Source organism: Nocardia sp. NPDC101769 (genome assembly GCF_044766925.1).
Classification (GTDB): domain Bacteria; phylum Actinomycetota; class Actinomycetes; order Mycobacteriales; family Mycobacteriaceae; genus Nocardia.
The window spans coordinates 68,010-87,524 of sequence record NZ_JBIWMX010000024.1 but is presented as its reverse complement, the minus strand read 5'-3'; the positions used below and the strand labels follow the sequence as shown (position 1 = coordinate 87,524).

The window sequence follows — 19,515 nt, the reverse complement described above, 5'->3', positions numbered from 1 at the left end:
CCCCGCTCTATGAGCTTGACCCGCCGAGACTTCGCCCGCAGCACCCTGGCCGCCGCCGCAGGCGCGCTCGCCACCGGCCTGAGCAGCCCCGCGGCGCACGCGATCCCGCACGCGCGAACCGTCGGCGCACCGCCGCAGGCGTGGATGTCCGCGCTCCCCGACGCCACCTCCCTGCTGCGCCTCACCATCCCCGGCACCCACGACTCCTGCTGCACCAGCGCCGCCGACGGCACCGAGTGGGCGCACACCCAGAACTGGTCGCTCCCGGACCAATTCGCGCACGGCATCCGTTTCCTGGACATCCGCTGCAACGGTCTGCAGGACCACACCGCCGACTCCTTCGGCGTGTATCACAGCGCCTTCTACCAGGGCATCACCTTCGACACGGTGCTCGACCAGTGCCGGGCCTTCCTGGCCCGCAATCCCGGCGAAGTCCTCGTCATGCGGGTCAAGAAGGAGGACGGCACCAATAACGACGTGGGCGCCGATTTCGAGCGAATCTTCAACGGCTACCTGGACACCAAGGGCTACCGCTCGCTGTTCTGGCTGGACAATCGCTTCCCCGCGCTGGGTGAGGCCCGCGGCCGCATCGTCCTCATCGCCCAGTTCGCGAATTCCCTGGGCTGCCTGCAATGGCCCGGTGGCGACAACGGCGTCTTCACCACCGATCGGATCTACCTCCAGGACCACTACAGGGACCACGGCCTGGCCGGCCTCGACTCCGGGTCCTCGAACTTCGGCTCCTCCGGCGGCGACAAATTCGACTACGTCAAAGCCTGTCTCGACAAGGCGGCCGCCGATCCCGCCAACACCCTCGAATACATCAACTTCACCAGCTTCGCCGACAATGCCTGGCCCAAGGACAACGCGGCAGCAATCATGCCCAAGCTCGCCGACTACCTCACCACCCACAGCACCCAGTCCGCCCACTACGGAATCGTTCCCATGGACTTCCCCGACCAATACACCCGGGTGCTCGACCTGCTGCTCGCCAAGAACGCCGGCTAGGGCTCGACGCCAAGCTGGACCGACCAATCCGGCCCGGCGGAATGCGGCGGGCACTTCCGCGTCGTAGTCGTCGAGGTGTTCGAGACGCCAGGGCGAGTTCGGCATGGCGGGGTCGGTTTCGATGCGCGGACGAGTTCGGTGCGGTCGGCGTGAAGAACGAAGTGGTGCAACGTGATTCGGCCATCGCCGAGACCGGTGCGGATCGAGCCCGGCAGCAGCCGCGTCGATTCGCCTGCCGCGGCGGTTTTTCCGGCTCCGAAGGCGCCGTTCCACGGTCCGGATCCACCTCACCAACCGCACTGGCCCCACGCCGGTCGAGTTCGCCCATGTCACCATTGCCACGCAGCCCGAAGGCGCTGCGGTGCAGCCGAACACCGCCGGATATCAGGCCATGGCCGAGGCGATCGACCTCACCACCTTCGGCGGCCAGAGTTGACGTTTCGCCGTATTGCGTCGAGAGACAATCGCATTCGGAAATTCGTCCATGGATTCGCGTCCGCCAGTTCGATTGCCACGCAAATGGTCTCGAATCGATTACGATGATCTTTGTGAGTTATCCGATTCCGTCGGCGAAGGTGATGTTGGAGAGCCGCCTGCGGATGGTGCTCGACGGCAGCCCCTACACTGTGCGCTCGGTCCACGGCGGCTTGCGGGTCGAACGGCCCTACGACAAGGACCGCACCCGGACCCCCTACAGCTATTCCCTGCGGCTCAACGAAAAGCACAGCCGCGCACGGTTCTTCCGGTACTACTGGCCCAACAGTGAGGGCGAGGCCCCGCACCACTGGAACCGCGATCCCGACCGGATCGGCGAGTCCATCAAATCGGAACTGGCCACGATGGGATGGCAACTCGGCCGCAGCACCGCGGAATGGCTCTCCGCCATCCTCGGCACGGTCATCTGGCTGGCGCTCCCGGGCACCATTGCCGCGTTCTCCGGCCAGACCTGGTTCCTCGCAGTGTTCGGCTCGGTCCTCCTCGCGGTCGGCTCCGTCATCGTCGTCGGGGTAGTCGTTCTCCTCCGCCGATCACGTACCAGAGTCTGATCCCCGGGCCGGGTTGCGCCTGGCCGTCCAGAACATCCAGGATCCGGCCCCCAGCGTGAGTGCGATGAAGGTCGCCATTCCGATCAGCGCCGCGATTGCTCCCGGCCCGGTGGCACCACCCCCGCTCGCCTCGATCAGGAAACCTGCGGCTACCGGTCCGATGAGCACCAGACCGAGGGCCGTCAGCAGGAACGCGACATATGTCAGCTCCCCTGCCTGCAATCGTGTTTGCGCTGCCGAATGCGCATGTCGCCCGTCATCAACCTGCTGCTGTAACCGCCGAGCATTCGTCATATGCCCTCGAATCCACGTCTCGTAGATGCGTTCGAACAGGGAATTACGCTAACATCCGCAACTTCTCAGCGGCTGCACCGTAATCGAACGGTCATCCCACCTCGAATGCGTTCATGGCGTAATCGTGCCAGCGAGAGCCGCGCCGACGGACCAAGCCGCACAGGCATTTCGCGATGTCCGGTGCCGTTAGCGGAGCAGGTTCACGATTTGGCGGTAGGCGGCGCGGGTGGGCGGCGCCAGGCGGCGCCAGCTGATGGGACCGCCGGAACCCAGGTGAGCGTCATAGGGGATCTCGGCGACCGCCCGGACCACGTCGCCGAGATATTTGCGGACGTGTTCGGTGACCAGAGGCCCGTCCTTCGGGTGCTGGCGGGTGACGACGATGACCGCTTCGGCCAGGTGGTACTGGCTGTAGTTGTCGTCGAGCCAGATCAGGGCGGGTTTGAGCCGATTCACGGCGTCGGGGCGGGCGGCCAGGGTGATCACCAGCGAGATCCGGGAATCCGACAGCAGCGGGGCGACCATGCGGTTGGTGACGGGCGCGCCGCCGTCGTAGACGGGCAGGCAGCCGGCTTCGACCAGGTCGCGATGCACCGAGGAATAGGTCTCGCGGCGGGGCAGCGCCTCGGGGCCACGGGGCAAAACCCCTACGCCGGAGCTGTTTTCGCCGCAACTGTCGATCACCGTCGACGGCAGGCTGCGGTGGGTCATGCTCAGCCAGGACTGGACGGTGCCCGCGGCGTCGATGGTGTCGCAGCCGCGGGCGGCCAGATCGCCACCGGTGCTGGTGGCGTCGACGACGATCGGTGAGTGTTCGCCGTAGTCGTAGGCGGCCGCGCCCGCGATGCCCAGGGCGGTGGTGGTCGCGCCGGAGCCGCCGGAGCTGCCCAGGACGAGAACGGGTGGCAGGTCGGCCCACAGCAGGTAGCCGTTGCGCGGGTGCATGCGCACCATGTCGGTGGGCGCTCCGGGCGGGGCCGGGCGCAACAGCAGGGAAAGGTCTGTGGGAGTGGAAGAAAGAGCGGCGGGATGATCCGGGAAATTTTCGGACACTCTAGATTCCTTTGATGCGAGCGGCAGACGATGCTGCGGAATCTTCTGGTCACCACGTCGCGGAGGACGGCAACGCCGGCGTCATCCATCGCGTGCACGATCGGTGGCGCAGCCGGCCCCTGTCATTTCGCCGTCAACACCCACACCGCGTCGACGAGCGGCCCCTGCGCCTCGACAACTTCGCTGAAGCCTCGAGTTCTGTCCCCCGGATACCCCCTACCCGCCTAGCTGTCGATCAGGAGTGCAAAGGGGTTGCCGTGCAGCCCCTTTCAATGTGGCCAGATATTACCCGATCTTGTCGTGTCAGCAGCGATGTGCATAGCCCCGCCGAAACTCCGGCACTGAATGTCAGCGCACCGCCCGAATCGGCACAACCGCGGCCGCCCCCAGCACCGAAAGCAGACCCCCGACCAGGAATGGTGGCGGGTACCCGCCGAAGCTCACCACCGCCGACGCCACGAAAGGCCCGACAATTCGGGGACCGGCATTGGCGATATTGAGGACCCCCATATCGCGGGCGGAGTCTTCGGCCTTGGGCAGCACCATGGTGACCAGCGCGGTGTCCACGGCCATGAAGCCACCCGAAGGCCAGTCCGTTCACCGCGGCGAAGGCCGGCATGCCGGGCCAGGTCGCGGTGCAGAGTGGAATGAGCTGGGCCCCGGCCGCCAGCGCCGCCGAAAGGCCGACGAACAGCTCGAGCCGGTCGGAGAGCACACCGACGGTCGACCCGAGTCCAGAGCGTGCGAAGAGCTCGGGTTCCGGCCACGGTGCGGCCGGAACCCGTTGCGGTCGAGGCGATCAGCCGATATCGGCGGTGAGGGGGAGGGCGGTCACCGAGGTGCCGACGTGCACGGTGAAGGTCCCCGGTTCGATGGCCCAGCCCTGTTCGGTCCAGTGCTCGAAGGAGCGCTTGGGCACGTCGATGGTGGCGGTGACGGATTCACCCGGGTTCGCTTCGACCACCGCGAATCCGGCCAGCCAGCGCACCGGCCGGTCGACGTTGCTGTGCTCGCGCGACAGATACGCCTGCACGACCTGACGGCCGCGGCGGGCACCGGTATTGCGGACGGTGACGGTCGCGGTCCGGCCGGAAACCGCCAGTCGGTCGAGCTGCCAGGTGGTGTAGCCGAGACCGTGGCCGAACGGATAGGCCGGGGCCACACCCGATTTCAGCCAGGCGCGGTAGCCGATGTGAATGCCCTCGCCGTAGGGCAGCGCATTGCCGGGTGCGGGCTTGGTGTTCAGCACGGGCACGTCGGCCATCGTCTTGGGCCAGGTGGTGGGCAGGCGGCCGCCGGGTTCGGCGGCGCCGATGAGCACGTCGCCGAGCGCCGCGCCGAATTCCTGCCCGGGGAACCAGGCGAGCAGCACGGCCGCGACGTCGTCGCGCCACGGCATCTCCACCGGCGAACCGGAATTCACCACCACGATGGTGCGCGGATTCACCGCGGCCACGGCGGAGACCAGATCGTCCTGCCGGCCGGGCAGCCGCAGCGTGGCGCGGTCGAAACCTTCGGATTCGATCAGCTCGGTCGTGCCGACGACCACCACCGCCACCTCGGAGGCGCGCGCCAATTCGACTGCGGCAGCGAACTCTTCGTCATCCGATCGGCGCGGACGGCCGACCGCGCAGGTGATGCCCATGGCAGGGAAGCCGTTGTCGGGCATCATGCGCACCAGCACGTCGACCTCCTGCCCCTCGGCGAGGGTGCGGGTCACGAACCGCTGCGGCGGATTCAGCAGCATCTCGACCGGATCGGCGCCCGCGGGCACCACGGTCTCCGCGAGCGCCTGCTCACCGTCCAGTGTCAGGGTCAGCGTGCCCACACCGGCGAACCCGATGCGCCACTCCCCCGCCACATCGGCCCGCAGTCGTCCGCGCAACTCGATGGCCTTGGCCTGCAGGGCATTCGGGTTGCCGAAGAGCATGAGGCTGCCCGCCATCCGATGCTCGGTGTCGAGCACGGTGTCGCCGTCGAGGTACCGCAGCGACAGCCCCGGCTCGCCGGTCTCCGGATCGGTGACCAGGTCCAGCGGAACCGGAATCATGTTCTCGCTCAGGTGCACACCCGGTGTGTAGACCACCGGCAGCACCTGCGACAGCCCCTGCAGCGGGGAGGTGGTGTGCGCCGGAATCACGGTCGCACTGCCGCCGCCCATGAAACGCGGTTCGGCGGCGGCGGATCCGAGCAGCGCGACCTGCGCGGGCTTACCGAGCGGCAGGGTGCCGTCGTTGGCGGCGAGCACCATGGCCTTGGCGGCGGCCTCGCGCACCAGGCGCTGTGACGCCTCGTCACCGAAGGTCGGAACGGGCTTGGGCGTTCCGTTCAACGCGCCGACCCGGACGGCGAATCGCAGGATCCGCCGCACCTTCTCGTCGATCGCGGATTCGGGCACCTCGCCCTTGCGCACGGCCGCTTCCAGCGGCGCGCCCCACAGCTCCCACGGACCGGGCATGGCCAGGTCGTTGCCCTTGGCCGCGCCGAGAGTGGAGCGCACGGCGGTCCAGTCCGACACCACCACGCCGTCGAAGCCCCACTCCCCCTTCAACGGTTCGTCGAGCAGGTCGTTCTCGGTCATGGTGACGCCATTGACCGAGTTGTAGGCGGCCATGATCATCCACGCGCCCGCCTCGACGGACCGCTCGAAGGGGTACAGGTACAGCTCCCGCAGGGTCCGCTCGTCGGCGACCACATTCGCGGTGAACCGCTCGGTCTCGGAGTCATTGGCGACGTAGTGCTTCGGGCACGCGCTCACCCCGTGTGCCTGCACCGCCCGCACGTAGGCGTCGGCGATCTCGGCGGTCAGCATCGGGTCCTCGGAGAAGCATTCGAAATGCCTTCCGCCGAGCGGGGATCGGTGCAGGTTGATGGTCGGCCCGAGCACCGCGTACACATCCTTGCGGCGGGCCTCCGCGGCGATGAGAGCGCCGATCCCGGTGAGCAGGTCGCGATCCCAGGTGGCGGCCAGGGCGGTGCCCGAGGGCAGGCTGACCGAGGGGTCACGCTCGTCCCACTGCTCACCGCGGACGCCGGACGGGCCGTCGGAGACCGGCATCTCGGCCAGCCCGATGCCCGGTTCGCCCGCGAAGCGGAAGAAGCCCGCGCCCGAGATCAGGCGAATCTTGGCGGGAAGATCCAGCTTCCCGAGGAGGTCGTCGATGACGTCGGTCATGCCTGCTCCTTCCAGAAGGTCACCAGGTCCGCGAACACCTGTTCGGGGACATCCTCGTTCGGCACGTGGCCGGAGCCGTGGTACACCGCCGTCTTGGCGTGGATCTGTTTCGCGAACGCCTCGTGCACGTCGGGGGTCCAGATGTCGCCGGTATCGCCGTAGGCGACGAGGAGGGGGACGCCCGCATTCCGGAGCGGGCTCGGATCCCGCAGCGGCAGTTGCTGCATCGCGGTCATGATGCCGATGAGGTTGGCCTTGCGCGTGCGCAGAATGCGATTCCCCATGAACTCCAACCGCTGTGGGGTCGGCGGCTGGCCGGAGGCGGCCATCATGGCGCTCATCTGATCCCAGAGTGCCTGCTGGCCACCGGTTTCGATGAGCTGCACCAGCAGCGCGGGCGGCGGGAAGTTGAGGTTCTCGGTGGTGGACGGCCCGGAGGCCAGCAGGGTCAGGGTGCGGAACCGCTGCGGCCGCTCGACCACCGCGACTCGCGAGACATAGCCGCCGAAGGAGTGCCCGACCAGGTGGATCGGCGCGTCCGGCGAGATCTGATCGACGACGCCGAGCAGATCACCGACGAAATCGGCCATGGCGTAGGCGGTGACGTCCTCGGGACCGTCCGACTCGTATTGCCCGCGCTGGTCGTAGGTGACCGCGCGATATCCGGCCTCGGCCAGCAGCGGCAGGATGCCCTCGAAGTCTTCCTTGGAGCCGGTGAAGCCCGGCACCAGCAGCACGGTGCCGCGTCGCTCGCTGCCCGCGGGTGGTTCGACCACCCACCCGGCCAGCTTCCCGGCTGTGCCCTGCAGTGTGATCGGCGTGATCGGGGCCTGACTCATCGGCAATCCCTTCCCTCGTACTGCCCTGTACGGCTGGCACGAGTGTGCCAGTGGAAATCCAGTTTACCGAGTGGTCATTAGGTACTGTTATCGTTTCGTAACCACGGTTCGGTTTTGCCTGATCAACCCGCTTGACTAGTGTCCCACCTCATGACGCCCCACCCCCGACGCCGCAGACGGGGCGACGACCGCCGCGAGCAGATCATCGACGAGGCACTGAAAGCCTTCGCCGACAACGGCTATCGCAGTACCTCCATCGCCGAGATCGCCGACCGCTGCGGACTGTCCCAGCCCGGGCTGCTGCACTACTTCCCGAACAAGGCCGCGCTGCTGTCGGCGGTCCTCGACTACCGCGATCGCCTCGACTACGACCGCCTCGGGTTCGACCAGCAGCTGCGGGGCAAGGACGCCCTCGTCCGCCTGGCCCAGCTGGTCGACCACAATATGCACGTGCCCGGGCTGGTCCGGCTGTTCACCGTGCTCACCAGCGAGGCGGTCACCGCCGACCATCCGGCCCACGACTGGGCGCTGAACCGCTACCGCCTGCTGCAGGACTACCTCGCCGGGGCGCTGCAGGCGGGCATCGACGACGGCAGCATCCGCAAGGACATCGACCCCGCGGCCATAGCCCGCCAGGTCTTCGCCATGATGGACGGCCTGCAGCTGCAATGGCTGATGGATCCCGACACCGTCGACATGGCCGCCCTCTTCCGCGCCTATGTCGACGAACTCATCGCCTACATCTCCTGAGGCCTCATCCGGCGACAGCATCGCGGAAGTGCTCGGCAAGATCGAGCCGGCAGTACACCGAATGCTTTTCTTTCACCCGTTGATCATGCGTGAGAGAACCGCGCGCCGGTCTCGGTCGTGGTTGTCGAACACGATTCTGGCGGGCGGTTCGGGGCGGGTCCCACGGGTGAGCACCCGATTCGTTTGCGACGCACCACGCAGCAGGCCCAACCGAATTCGCAGAGCTGCGCTGCGGGCCATGAGCAACCAGCACACGACCGGGACGAAGAGGATCAGCCTCAGCACGCCGTCAGTGTATGAACCTGGCGCAATGCAATTTTCGCGTCGACACGGCGACCATCACCCGGTAGGTGGCGCGGTGCCCGCCACGAACTGGGTTGCGCGACGCCCGCCACAGACCGGGTTGATGTTGTCCTGGCATGGGCGTGCGTCTTCGTGTGCTCGACGCGCTCAGCCGCCGTCACCGGGTGCGGTCGTCCACGTCAACGGCGGTCGATGGATGTTCGGATGAGCGGGCTATCCGGTACCGGTAGAGGCCGCATTCGAGTGGTCGGTTTCCCGGTGGTTCGACACGTTTCCGGCTGCTGATGTCCGGATGGAGTCGGTCCGCATCCCGACCGGCGATGGGCGGCTCACGGCTGCCCGATTACGCGGAGTCCGCCGCGTACTGGTACTTCCCGCGATCGAGTTTGCGGACATTGCTGTTGTCGCGTTGCGCCATTCGCCCCAGCGCGACCGCGACGTGGTGGCGGGCGCTGATCGGCAGCTCCACGCCCCGACTCTGCAGCGCGGCGATCACTTCCGCCGGGGTCCAGGTCTGTTCGGGGTGTTCGGCGAGGAAGTCGGCCACCACCCGGGGCAGCGAGCGTCCCTGCGACGGCCCGGCCGACTCGGCGAGCTCCGGCACGTCCGTCAGCTGCTCGTCGCGGGCGGTGTCCAGCCAATTCGCGACGGTGAGCAGCTTCGAGCAGGCCGCACGCAATTCGGCGCCGGGCGAACGGATGTCACCGAGGTTGTACATGGCCTGGTAGTAGCGACCGATATTGGTCAGCAGATCGATAGCTTGCTTCTCGGTGTCGGCGACGATGGCTTCGCTGCTGCGACCCGACTGCGCGGCCGCCGCCACTGCTCCCACGTCCACGTCCGACAATCCCCTTCTCTGTTGATCGACAGATGCACGGCTCGCCTGACAGTAGCCAAGCATGGTGGCCGAATTGTGAAAGACTACAAGGTCATTGCCGTCCGCGCGCCCCCAACGGCGTTTCGCGTGACCGGAATGCCGGGTTCCCCCGGTGAGGAGCGCCGTATACCGCGGTCCGGCCCGATCGTTCCGAGCCGCCCGCCCACGCCCGACACGCTGGACGTTTCGGTGTGGACGCGTGGCGCGATATTCACTGCGTGGGGAGCACGCTCGAACCAGGCGAGGTGTTCACCTGCTACCAGGTCCTGCGGAAGCTGGGGGCCGGCGGGATGGGCGCGGTCTGTCAGGCGCGCGATCGGGACCTGCCGCGATTCGTGGCCCTGAAGCTGCCGACGCTTCCGGGCGGCGAGTCGCAGCATCGGGTGCGGTTCCGGCGGGAGGCCGATACCGTTGCGCGGCTGCAGCATCCGAACATCGTGACGGTGTACGCGCGCGGCGAGGAGGACGATCGGCTGTGGATCTCCATGACCTTCGTCGACGGCACCGATGTGGCGCGGGCACTGCGGCCTGGAACCATGCATCCGGCCCGGGCGGTGCGGATCATCGCCGAGACCGCCGCCGCACTCGACCACGCCCACGACACCGGGATACTGCACCGGGACGCGAAACCGGCGAATATCCTGCTCTCCGACGGGCGCCCGGAACGGGCGCTGCTCACCGACTTCGGCATCGCCAAGGCGTTCGACGAGAGCAGGCAGCTGACCCAGCACGGCGAGATCCTGGCCGACTTCCAGTACACCGCCCCCGAGTGTCGGCGCAGCCAGTCGGCGAGGATATTGCGGGCGATGCCGAGCTGTCGGCCCTCGGGGTGTGGGCGCTGACGACCCGGCGGCGACCGGCGGTGCGTGACAGGCTAGTCGGGCGTTTGGCCGAGATACCAGGACAGCAGGGTGGGATCGTCGACCGCGGCGGGGTCGACGACGCGGCCGGGGTCGGCGCCCTGTAGCAGGCGCTTGAGCGGGACTTCGAGTTTCTTGCCGGTGCGGGTGTGCGGGATGCCGGGTGCGGCCGTGATCGCGTCGGGGACGTGGCGGGGCGACAGCGCGGTCCGGATGGTGGCAGCGATCCGCTGCCGCAGCTCGTCGGTGAGCTCGTGCCCCGGGGCGAGCACCACGAACAGGGGCATCCAATAGCCTCCGTCGGGCTGTTCGATGCCCAGCACCAGCGATTCGGCAATCTCTGGCAGCGCCTCGACGACGTCGTAGATGTCGGCGCTGCCCATGCGAATACCGTTGCGGTTCAGAGTGGAATCGGACCGCCCGTGCACGATGACACTGCCGTGCGGTGTGCGGGTGATCCAGTCGCCGTGCCGCCAGACGCCGGGGTACATGCCGAAATATGCGTCGCGGTAGCGGGCGCCGTCGGGGTCGTTCCAGAACGCGACGGGCATGGAGGGCATCGGCTGAGTGACGATCAGCTCGCCGACCGCATCGTGGACGGAGTGGCCGGATTCGTCCCAGGCTTCCAGGGCCACACCGAGATACGGGGCGGAGAGCTCGCCGGGCCAGACGGGGACGGTCGGGGTGCCGCCCATGAAGGCCGAGACCACATCCGTGCCGCCGCTGATCGAGGAGACCGGGATGTCACCGACATTGACGCGCAACCAGATCGACGAGGATGCGGGGAATGCCGCACCGGTGACGCCGATCTGCCGCAGCGCACGCAGATCGTGGGCGAGCGCCGGACGTGCGCCTGCCTTCTCACAGGCCAGCACGTACCCGGGGCTGGTGCCCAGGACCGTGGCGCGGGTGCGGGCGGCCAACGCCCACAGCGCATCCGGCGCGGGATGGCCCGGACTACCGTCGTAGCAGACGATTGTCGCGCCCGCGAGCAGCCCGGAGACCTGGAAGTTCCACATCATCCAGCTGGGGCTGGTGTACCAGAAGAAGGTGTCGTCCGGCCCGATATCCGCATGCAGGGCAAGGGCTTTCAGATGCTCGAGCAGCACGCCGCCGTGGCCGTGCACGATGCCCTTGGGCTTGCCGGTGGTGCCGGAGGAGTAGAGCACCCAGAGCGGATGATCGAAATCGACGGGCTCGGTGGCGAGCGCGGGCGGTTGCGGCGCGAACAGATCCTCGGTGGCGTCGTTCCAGTCCAGGACGTCGGGCAGCGTACTGCCGAGCCGCGACACCAGCACGGTCCCCCGCAGCGCGGGCAAACCGGCCCGGAGAGCGGCTACTTCGGCGATCTTGTCGTGCGCCTTGCCGCCGTAGCGGTAGCCATCGGCGGTGATGAGCACGACCGGCTCGAGCTGGCCGAGGCGGTCGAGCGCCGCCGCGGCCGTGTAGTCCTGTCCGCACGCGCTCCAGACGGCGCCGATACTCGCGGTGGCTAGGAAGGCGATCGCGGCCTCGGGAATGTTCGGCAGGTAGCCCACCACCCGGTCGCCGCGACCGACGCCCAGTTCGCGCAGTGAGCGAACCAGAACCGCTGTGCGGGAGAGCATTTCCGCCCAGGAGAATTCGCGCGGTGGGCTGTTCTCGCTGAGCGCGACAATCGCGGGCCGGTCGGTGCGGGCGTGCCGGATGATCTGGTCGACGTAGTTGACCCTGGTGCCGGGGAACCACCGCGCCCCCGGCATATCAATGGAAGCCAGTACCTCGGCGGGCTCGTCGCCGACCTCGAAGTACTCCCACACCGCCCGCCAGAATCCGGCGATGTCCTCCACCGACCAGCGCCACAGCTCCCCGTAGTCCTCCGTGCGAATCCCATAGCGCCGCTCCACGAATCGACCGAAGTCGGTGATCCGCGCCGCCGCCACGGCGCGCTCGTCCGGCACCCATTGCGGCACCGCCGCGACCTCCACGATCTCGGTCATCGGGCGCTCCATCCGCCGTCCATGGTGTAGGAGGCCCCGGTCACCATCCGCGCGGCATCCGAGGCGAGCCAGCCGACCAGCGAGGCCACCTCCTCCGGCTCCACCAGCCGCTTGATCGCGTTGTCGGTCAGCATGATCCGCTCCACCACCTGCTGTTCGGGGATGCCGTGCGCAGCGGCCTGATCGGCGATCTGCCTGTCCACCAGCGGGGTTCGCACGTAGCCGGGATTCACGCAGTTGCTGGTCACCCCGTACGGCCCGCCCTCGAGGGCCGTCACCTTCGACAGCCCTTCCAGCGCGTGCTTGGCGGTCACATAAGCCGATTTGAATGCCGAGGCCCGCAGCCCGTGCACCGACGAGAGATTGATGATCCGGCCGTACCCCTGGGCATACATGTGCGGCAGGGCCGCGCGGGTGAGTAGGAACGGGGCCTCGACCATGAGCCGCAGCATCATGCGGAACCGTTCCGGCGGGAAGTCGGTGATCGGGCTGACGGTCTGGACTCCGGCATTGTTCACCAGGATGTCGGTCTCCAGCCGGAGGCCCTCCAGCGCGGTCACGTCCGACAGGTCCACCTGCCATGTCCGCCCGCCGAATTCGGCGGCCACCTTCTCCGCGCCTTCGCCGTCGATATCGGCGACGGTCACCTGCGCGCCACGGGCGGCGAGCTCGCGGGCACAGGCCGCGCCGATCCCGCTCGCCCCGCCCGTCACCAGTGCCCTGCGTCCCGCCAATTCGCCCAGGGGTCCGGTCGTCTCTGTCATGCCACCTTCACCTCTGCACTGTCGTGCGTCGAATTGCGCTGCGCTGCCATGCTTTCCGCGTCGGCCCGGTCGATGGCCGCCAGGTCGGCGCCCTTGGTCTCGCGGGCGAAGAGCACCGCCACCACGGTCACCGCCGCCGAGGCCGCCAGGTACCAGGCGATCGGTACCGAGGATTTGTAGGACTCCAGCAGCCGCACCGCGATGATGGGCGCGAGCGACCCCGCCACCAGCGAGGTCACTTGATAGCCCAGGGACACACCGGAATACCGCATGCGGGTGGGGAACATCTCGGCCATGATGGCCGGCTGCGCCGAGTACATGAAGGCGTGGAACACCAGCCCGATGATGACGGCGCACAGGATGACCGCGTTGTGCTTGCTGTCCATCATCGGGAAGGCGAAGAAGCCCCAGGTGGCGGCGGCGAGCGCACCGACCAGGTAGACCGGCCGCCGCCCGATGCGATCGCTGAGCCGCCCGACCAGCGGGATGACCAGGAAGTGCACGGTGTGCGCCGCGAGCAACCACCACAGGATCACCTTGGTGTTCGCTCCCACATGGACTTTCAGATACGTGATGCTGAAAGTGACCACGAGATAATAGAAAACGTTCTCGCCGAACCGAAGCCCCATGGCGGTGAGCACACCTCGCGGGTACCGCTTCAACACCTCCAGCGCGCTGAAGGAGTTCGCCTTCTCCTGCTCGGCCAGCTGTTGCGTGGCCACGAAGATCGGCGCGTCGGTGATCTTGGTGCGCACGTAGTAGCCGATCAGCACCACCACCGCCGACAGCCAGAAGGCCACCCGCCAGCCCCAGGACAGGAACGCCGCGTCGGACAGCGTCGAGGTCAGCACCAGCAGCGCGATGGTCGCGAGCATATTGCCCACCGGCACCGCCGCCTGCGGCCACGACGCCCAGAACGCGCGGCTACGGCTCGGACTGTGCTCGGCGACGAGCAGCACCGCGCCGCCCCACTCACCACCGACCGCGAAGCCCTGGATGAATCGCAGCACCACCAGCAGCACCGGGGCCAGATAGCCGACCTGCCCGAAGGTCGGCAGGCAGCCCATCAGGAAGGTGGCCGCGCCGACCAGGATCAGGCTCAGCTGCAGCAGCTTCTTGCGCCCGTACTTGTCGCCGAAGTGCCCGAAGACGATACCGCCCAACGGCCGTGCCGCGAAGCCGACCGCGTAGGTGATGAAGGCCGCCAGGATGGCGTCCAGGTCGCTGGTGCCCTTGGCGAAGAACACCTTGTTGAACACCAGCGTTGCCGCGGTGCCGTAGAGGAAGAATTCGTACCACTCGACCACGGTCCCCGCCATGGAGGCGGCGACCACGCGCCGCAATCCGGCCAGGCCGCCGCCCGCTTCCGGTTCGGTATCCGGGAGGCTCATCGCGCAACTCCTTCACGCTCGGGCCGCCTCACCCCTCATCTGTGATGCGGCCCACATACTTCGATGCCAAGGAGTATTCGTGCACATTCAACGCAGCCGCAATGCCCAGATCCGCAGCCGCAATCTGCAAGAATGCAGAAATGAGCGTGACCTCCACCACAAGCCGCCCCAGCCCCGACGATCTGCTGGTGCTGCTCGCGGTGGGCCGCACCGGCCGCTACGTCTCGGCGGCCGAGGAACTGGGCATCAACCACACGACCATCTCGCGGCGCATCGCGGCGCTGGAGCAGGCGCTCGGCGGCCGGGTGCTGATTCGCGGTGCCAGCGGATGGGAGCTCACCGATCTGGGCCGGGAGGCGCTCACCGCGGCCGAGGCCATCGAGTCCGCGGTCCGCTCGCTGACCTCCGACACCCCGGAACTCGAAGGCGTGGTGCGCATGTCGGCCACCGACGGGTTCAGCGCCTACGTGGCCGCGCCCGCCATCGCGAGGGTGCAGCGCCGCCATCCCGGGCTGTCGGTCGAGATCGTCACCGCCACCCGGCTGGCGTCCCTACAGCGGTCGGGTTTCGATATCGAAGTGGTGGTGGGCAAACCGCAGCTGCGCCGCGCCCGCGCCATCGCCCTGGGCGAGTACACGCTCGGGCTCTATGCCTCCCACGGCTATCTCGCCGACCACCCCGCCCCGGAGGCTCTCGAAGACCTGTCCCGCCACCCGCTGGTCTACTTCATCGACTCCATGCTCCAGGTCGACGACCTCGACCTGGCCCCCACCTTCGCGCCCGCCATGCGCGAATCCATCTCCTCCACCAATGTTTTCGTGCACGTGGAGGCGACCCGGGCCGACGCCGGACTGGGACTGCTCCCCTGCTTCATGGCCGACCGGCACGCCGACCTGGTCCGCGTGCTGCCGGAAATCTCGGTGCGCCTGACCTATTGGCTCGTCGCGCGCCCGGAAGCCCTGCGCCGCCCCGAAGTCGCCGCGATCGTCGAGGCGCTGCGCGAGCAGGTGGACACCCACCGCGACATGCTCATGGGTTCACCCACCCCACCGGATCACTGACGGCGTTCGAACCGGTATCCGACTTACCCACGGGCATCGCGACACCGCGGCCGATTCTCGCCAGCGTGGGCGGTGAGCGTCGGTGACCATCGAGAGCATGACAACGGATGCGATGACCACCCTGCGGTCCTTCTACGCGGCCGAGGCCGCCTACCTCTCCGAGGAGGCCGGGTTCGAGCGGATGGCTCGGTGTCTGGCGCCGGATGTGGTGATGCACCAGGCCCCGAGCCTGCCCTACGGCGGGCAGTGGCACGGGCATGACGGCATGCGCGAATTCCTCGCCGCTATGGGAGCCAGCTGGGACGGCCTGTGGTTCGACGAGCAGCGGTTCCTCAACGAGGGGGAACAGGTCGTCGTCTACAGCCGAGGACGCCTGCGTGCCCGGCGCACCGGACGGGTACTGGAAACCTCTCTGCTGCAATGGATCAGCTTCCAGGACGGTCTGATCACCGAATTCCGGCCCTACTATCACGACACCTCGGCGGTCCTGGCCGCTCTGGCCGAGAACGCCTGATCACCGGGCACGATCCCACGATCGCGAGGGCGGCGCCCGGGGCGAAGGAGGAGGCATGGCCCGGGTCGAAAGAGGGAGATGGGACCGACCGGTTGGACCTCGGCGCGACGATGGCACAGTGGATCGGGCACGGACCCGATCGAGGAGGAACCAACCATGAGCGGACGTACCCCCAGCCATTGGGAGGAGCTCACCGCTGCCGACCCCGCGCATTCGACGTGGTACGTGGAGCGGTTCAGGAGATTGGCGGCCGAGGGCGCAGATATCGTCGGGGAGGCGCGGCTGATCGACGCGATGCTCGACCGCGGTAGCCGGGTCCTGGATGCGGGGTGTGGCCCTGGGCGTGTGGGTGGCTACCTGCACCGAGCGGGTCACGTCGTGGTCGGGGTCGACGTCGATCCGGTATTGATCGCTGCCGCAGAGCACGACCATCCCGGCCCGACCTGGATTGTCGGTGATCTCGCCGAACTGGACCTGCCGGCCCGCAACATCACCGCCGACTTCGACGTCATCGTGTGCGCGGGGAACGTGATGACGTTTCTGGCGCCCTCCACCCGAGAGGCGGTGCTGGCCGGATTCGCCCGCAACCTCGCCCCAGGCGGCCGAGTGGTCACAGGTTTCGGAGCCGACCGCGGCTACGAGTTCCCGCAGTTCCTGACCGACGCCGAGAACGCCGGACTCACAGTGGATTTGCGGCTTTCGACGTGGGATCTACGCCCATTCACCGACCAGTCCGACTTTCTGGTGGCGGTGTTCTCCCGAGCAGAGTGAAACCTGCTCGGCCCCGGGAACTCCCAACCGTGACCGGTCGCCATTCGGTCCGCTGCAACACCGAACACCCTGCTGTACCGATCCAGGGCATCCATCTCCGGCGCAGTGGCACGCGGCCTACGCTCGGAGTTGCCGACGCTGTCAGCACGAATGTCGCGGTGAGCGAATCCAATTCGCCCACCGCGACATTCGGCTACGACCACTGCCCGGGCCGAAGCACGTCCATCCCGTGAGTCGGCCATGTCGCGAGGGCGACGATCGCCATGACGACCAGGTGCACCGGTGCCGCGAAGCTCTCCTTGGGCCCGTGGTGGTTGATGATGTGCGTGACCACGGCGCCGGTCAGCACCAGTATCAGCACCGCGGCGCCGAGGAATCGAGCCTCGTGGAACGGGATCACCAACAGCAGCGCACACGCACCCTCGATCCCGCCGACCACAAACCGGAACCAGGCGGGCCACCCCCACTCCGCGAACTTGATCGAGTAGGCAGGCCCGAAAAACGTCGGCCCGGGCCAGAACTTGGTCACCGCCCCCATCATGAACTCGAGGGCGAGGAACCACAGGAAACCGGTCGCGACCCATCCGGGCCAGGTGTGCGCAATAGTCATACCGCCATGACCACCCGCACGGCTGAAATGTGACACGCCCAGTGGAGCTCCCGTGGTGCGTGCGGGAGGTGCGTATGCACTCGCGTCCAGTGACACGAGCCCAGCCAACCTCAACCCACAACTGCCGCACGCTGATAGGGGCCACTCACATGATCGACACCACGGCCACTACCACGTCACAACGGCAATGACGATCGTCGCGGCGAAGGACCTCGGTGCTGGTGTTCCGCCGGTCGGGGGGGTCTCACGAAACACCAGCCGAGGCAATTGCATCAGATGCGAGATTCTTCCACCTGATGCAAGCGTCGAATGCGTTGCTCTTCTCTCTTCTTACGTACGGGGCCGGCCAAAGGTTCACGCAACGACAAATCCGGCAAAACCGAGCAGTCGGTGGTTCGGAACGGAGCTCTCGCCCGGGGGTGGAGGTCAGCCCTCGAGATCGACATCCTGGAACCAACCTCGAAACGGCCGCCGGGACCTGGGCGCCGACCAGGGAACTCGCGCGGCTGGGGTGTCACGACATCGTGGCAACCGATCTGAACGAACCCATGATGGCGGCGGCCGCAGCCCGACTGGTCTCCGAGCGCCGTAGCCCTGGTCATCACCGAGGCGCTCTGCGCGGCAGCACCCGACGAGCCGCTCGAGTTCTTCCGCCGGACGCCCTACGGATACTTCGACATCGACCGAATCCGCGGCGAACTCGAGGCGGCCGGGTTCGACCGAACCACCGGCAGATGACAGCCCAGCGGCCAACCGATTAAGCAGTATTCCGCCACGAGATAATCGCCGCCGACTCCGGGGTCTTCTCCCACGGAATGCCAAATCGACTCTCCCCGACCCAATGGTCTTTCCCATGCCGAAACCGACACTCCCACAGCTTCCTCGTCGGCACCGATACCGCCAGAGCACCATTCGTTCTGCGGCATGGCTCATACGGCACCGAATTCGATCCGATGCCCCTGACCGACGAATCGGCTTCAGGGGCAACACAATTCGACATCCACGGAACCAGGAGAAGCACAATCGGCGCTGACTCGAACAGCCCTGCCAGCACCGTTGAGCGGGCGGGCACAAGAGAGGATTATGGGCACGAAGCATTCGTTAGCCATGTGTACGCCGCGGCCCGAATTCCGCGATAATCACGGCAAGGAAATCCCCCAGATCATAGGTATTGAAAGGCAGGATGTGGGCATGCCCACATTTGCTCGATTGTTGCACGCTGTCGCCGCAGGGGCGCTGGTTGTGGCGGTCAGTCATGGCGTCGCGGCCGCCCCCGCCGCGAGTGCCCCGAATGGCCTGTTGCCCTGGCCGAGTTCCGAGCCGGACGGAATACAGGCGCCGGGGGCAGAGCTGGCAGACGGAATCATCGGCACGATGCTGTGGTCGCGAGAGCCGAACACGCCGGTTCCGATAGCCAGCATCGCGAAGGTGATGACGGCGCTGGTCGTCATCAATGCCGGCGACCTCGACCGGACGGTCACCGTGCCGCCGGAGAGCATCTCCTACTGCGCCAGGAACGACGGAAGCCGTGCGGGCCTGGTCCCCGGCGAAGTGTTCACCACGCGACAGGCCCTGTACGCGATGATGCTGCCGTCGGGCTGCGACGCGGCCTATACCCTGGCCGATGCCTACGGGCCCGGCCAAGACGGCTTCATCGCCAAAATGAACGATACCGCGGGTCAAATGGGCCTGGCGGGAACCCATTTCACCGATCCGAGCGGCCTGCCCTCCCCCACCGACTACTCCACCTACTCCACACCGGCGAACCTGGTGGCGCTCGGCCTGCGCGCGATGAGCCTGCCGGTGTTCCGCGAGATCGCCGGGTCGGAGAGCTATCACCTGCCGGCCGGCCCGGACAATCGCGAGCACCACTGGCAGACCACGAACCTGCTGCTGCGCGAATATCCCGGCACCATCGGCATCAAAACCGGATCCACCGACTCCGCGGGAGCCTGCCTGCTGTTCGAAACGGTTCGGGCTGGAATACCGCTGATCGGAGTGGTCCTGCACAGCTCACCCGGCAGCGGCCGCGCCGCGAAGGAAGACGCTGAGCGCCTGCTGAACTGGGCCTACGACCCTATCTTCACCGCGCTGCCGATCGGTTAGCACCGAATACCGCAGGCCGCCTATGAATCCCCGCCGGTGCCGCGCGGAACATCAAGGGCACGAAATAAACTCGCGCCCTTGATGTTCCGCGGCACCGGGAGATGGCAAATTTCG

The 19,515-nt window shown here is 67.4% G+C and carries 18 protein-coding genes; 8 read left to right on the top strand and 10 right to left on the bottom strand.

Going from position 1 to position 19,515, the window contains the following annotated elements; genetic code table 11:
* The first annotated feature begins 9 nt into the window (after nucleotides 1–9).
* Both ACIRRA_RS31155 and ACIRRA_RS31150 read left to right on the top strand, forming a co-directional pair.
* Complete coding sequence (locus ACIRRA_RS31155) at nucleotides 10–1,008, top strand: phosphatidylinositol-specific phospholipase C (protein WP_402775504.1); 999 nt, start codon at nucleotides 10–12, stop codon at nucleotides 1,006–1,008.
* Nucleotides 1,009–1,556: 548 nt separating this feature from the next.
* A complete protein-coding gene (locus ACIRRA_RS31150; protein ID WP_402775501.1) occupies nucleotides 1,557–2,054 on the top strand; it encodes a hypothetical protein in 498 nt (165 codons plus the stop codon).
* Between the two features lie 480 nt (nucleotides 2,055–2,534).
* Here ACIRRA_RS31150 and ACIRRA_RS31145 read toward each other — a convergent pair whose 3' ends face one another.
* The 4 genes from ACIRRA_RS31145 to ACIRRA_RS31130 all read right to left on the bottom strand — a co-directional run bounded on the left by ACIRRA_RS31145 (nucleotide 2,535) and on the right by ACIRRA_RS31130 (nucleotide 7,415).
* Nucleotides 2,535–3,401: a MinD/ParA family protein gene (locus ACIRRA_RS31145; protein WP_402775499.1), complete on the bottom strand. Its 867-nt coding sequence runs from the start codon at nucleotides 3,399–3,401 to the stop codon at nucleotides 2,535–2,537.
* Between the two features lie 348 nt (nucleotides 3,402–3,749).
* Nucleotides 3,750–3,974, bottom strand: coding sequence for a hypothetical protein (locus ACIRRA_RS31140; RefSeq protein WP_402775497.1), 225 nt, complete (start codon nucleotides 3,972–3,974; stop codon nucleotides 3,750–3,752).
* 226 nt (nucleotides 3,975–4,200) lie between these two features.
* Nucleotides 4,201–6,576: a beta-glucosidase gene (locus ACIRRA_RS31135; RefSeq protein ID WP_402775494.1), complete on the bottom strand. Its 2,376-nt coding sequence runs from the start codon at nucleotides 6,574–6,576 to the stop codon at nucleotides 4,201–4,203.
* Complete coding sequence (locus tag ACIRRA_RS31130; RefSeq protein WP_402775492.1) at nucleotides 6,573–7,415, bottom strand: alpha/beta fold hydrolase; 843 nt, start codon at nucleotides 7,413–7,415, stop codon at nucleotides 6,573–6,575. Before ACIRRA_RS31130 ends, ACIRRA_RS31135 begins: the two co-directional genes overlap by 4 nt.
* Before the next feature lie 150 nt (nucleotides 7,416–7,565).
* Between ACIRRA_RS31130 and ACIRRA_RS31125 the strand changes: the two genes are divergently transcribed.
* The gene (locus tag ACIRRA_RS31125) at nucleotides 7,566–8,165 is read left to right on the top strand and encodes a TetR/AcrR family transcriptional regulator (RefSeq protein ID WP_402775490.1); all 600 of its coding nucleotides are present in this window, start codon (nucleotides 7,566–7,568) and stop codon (nucleotides 8,163–8,165) included.
* Nucleotides 8,166–8,237: 72 nt separating this feature from the next.
* On the opposite strand, the gene ACIRRA_RS31120 is transcribed toward ACIRRA_RS31125, so the two are convergent.
* On the bottom strand, nucleotides 8,238–8,450 hold the full coding sequence (locus ACIRRA_RS31120) for a hypothetical protein (RefSeq protein ID WP_402775487.1): 213 nt from the start codon (nucleotides 8,448–8,450) through the stop codon (nucleotides 8,238–8,240).
* A gap of 361 nt (nucleotides 8,451–8,811) precedes the next feature.
* Nucleotides 8,812–9,306, bottom strand: a complete 495-nt coding sequence (locus tag ACIRRA_RS31115) for a hypothetical protein (RefSeq protein ID WP_402775484.1) — start codon at nucleotides 9,304–9,306, stop codon at nucleotides 8,812–8,814.
* A 257-nt stretch (nucleotides 9,307–9,563) separates the two neighbouring features.
* Here ACIRRA_RS31115 and ACIRRA_RS31110 point away from each other — a divergent pair, with 257 nt between their 5' ends.
* Complete coding sequence (locus ACIRRA_RS31110; RefSeq protein ID WP_402775481.1) at nucleotides 9,564–10,187, top strand: serine/threonine-protein kinase; 624 nt, start codon at nucleotides 9,564–9,566, stop codon at nucleotides 10,185–10,187.
* A gap of 32 nt (nucleotides 10,188–10,219) precedes the next feature.
* Here the strand turns inward: ACIRRA_RS31110 and ACIRRA_RS31105 are convergent, their stop codons facing one another.
* From ACIRRA_RS31105 to ACIRRA_RS31095, 3 genes are read right to left on the bottom strand one after another with little or no spacing between them, the layout of a single operon-like run.
* Nucleotides 10,220–12,184 (bottom strand): acetoacetate--CoA ligase, encoded by a 1,965-nt coding sequence (locus ACIRRA_RS31105; RefSeq protein ID WP_402775478.1) that lies wholly within the window; start codon nucleotides 12,182–12,184, stop codon nucleotides 10,220–10,222.
* Complete coding sequence (locus tag ACIRRA_RS31100) at nucleotides 12,181–12,927, bottom strand: 3-hydroxybutyrate dehydrogenase (RefSeq protein ID WP_402775625.1); 747 nt, start codon at nucleotides 12,925–12,927, stop codon at nucleotides 12,181–12,183. The genes ACIRRA_RS31105 and ACIRRA_RS31100 overlap by 4 nt, the downstream gene beginning before the upstream one ends.
* 17 nt (nucleotides 12,928–12,944) lie before the next feature.
* The gene (locus ACIRRA_RS31095) at nucleotides 12,945–14,339 is read right to left on the bottom strand and encodes an MFS transporter (RefSeq protein WP_402775475.1); all 1,395 of its coding nucleotides are present in this window, start codon (nucleotides 14,337–14,339) and stop codon (nucleotides 12,945–12,947) included.
* Between the two features lie 140 nt (nucleotides 14,340–14,479).
* On the opposite strand from ACIRRA_RS31095, the gene ACIRRA_RS31090 reads away from it, so the two are divergent.
* The 3 genes from ACIRRA_RS31090 to ACIRRA_RS31080 all read left to right on the top strand — a co-directional run bounded on the left by ACIRRA_RS31090 (nucleotide 14,480) and on the right by ACIRRA_RS31080 (nucleotide 16,685).
* The gene (locus ACIRRA_RS31090; RefSeq protein ID WP_402775473.1) at nucleotides 14,480–15,400 is read left to right on the top strand and encodes a LysR family transcriptional regulator; all 921 of its coding nucleotides are present in this window, start codon (nucleotides 14,480–14,482) and stop codon (nucleotides 15,398–15,400) included.
* A 97-nt stretch (nucleotides 15,401–15,497) separates the two neighbouring features.
* Nucleotides 15,498–15,914: a nuclear transport factor 2 family protein gene (locus ACIRRA_RS31085; protein ID WP_402775470.1), complete on the top strand. Its 417-nt coding sequence runs from the start codon at nucleotides 15,498–15,500 to the stop codon at nucleotides 15,912–15,914.
* A 156-nt stretch (nucleotides 15,915–16,070) separates the two neighbouring features.
* Nucleotides 16,071–16,685 (top strand): class I SAM-dependent methyltransferase, encoded by a 615-nt coding sequence (locus ACIRRA_RS31080; protein ID WP_402775467.1) that lies wholly within the window; start codon nucleotides 16,071–16,073, stop codon nucleotides 16,683–16,685.
* A 193-nt stretch (nucleotides 16,686–16,878) separates the two neighbouring features.
* On the opposite strand, the gene ACIRRA_RS31075 is transcribed toward ACIRRA_RS31080, so the two are convergent.
* Entirely contained in the window at nucleotides 16,879–17,295 is a 417-nt protein-coding gene (locus ACIRRA_RS31075) for a DoxX family protein (RefSeq protein ID WP_402775465.1), read from the bottom strand.
* A gap of 1,083 nt (nucleotides 17,296–18,378) precedes the next feature.
* On the opposite strand from ACIRRA_RS31075, the gene ACIRRA_RS31070 reads away from it, so the two are divergent.
* Complete coding sequence (locus ACIRRA_RS31070) at nucleotides 18,379–19,401, top strand: D-alanyl-D-alanine carboxypeptidase family protein (RefSeq protein WP_402775462.1); 1,023 nt, start codon at nucleotides 18,379–18,381, stop codon at nucleotides 19,399–19,401.
* Nucleotides 19,402–19,515 lie beyond the last annotated feature (114 nt).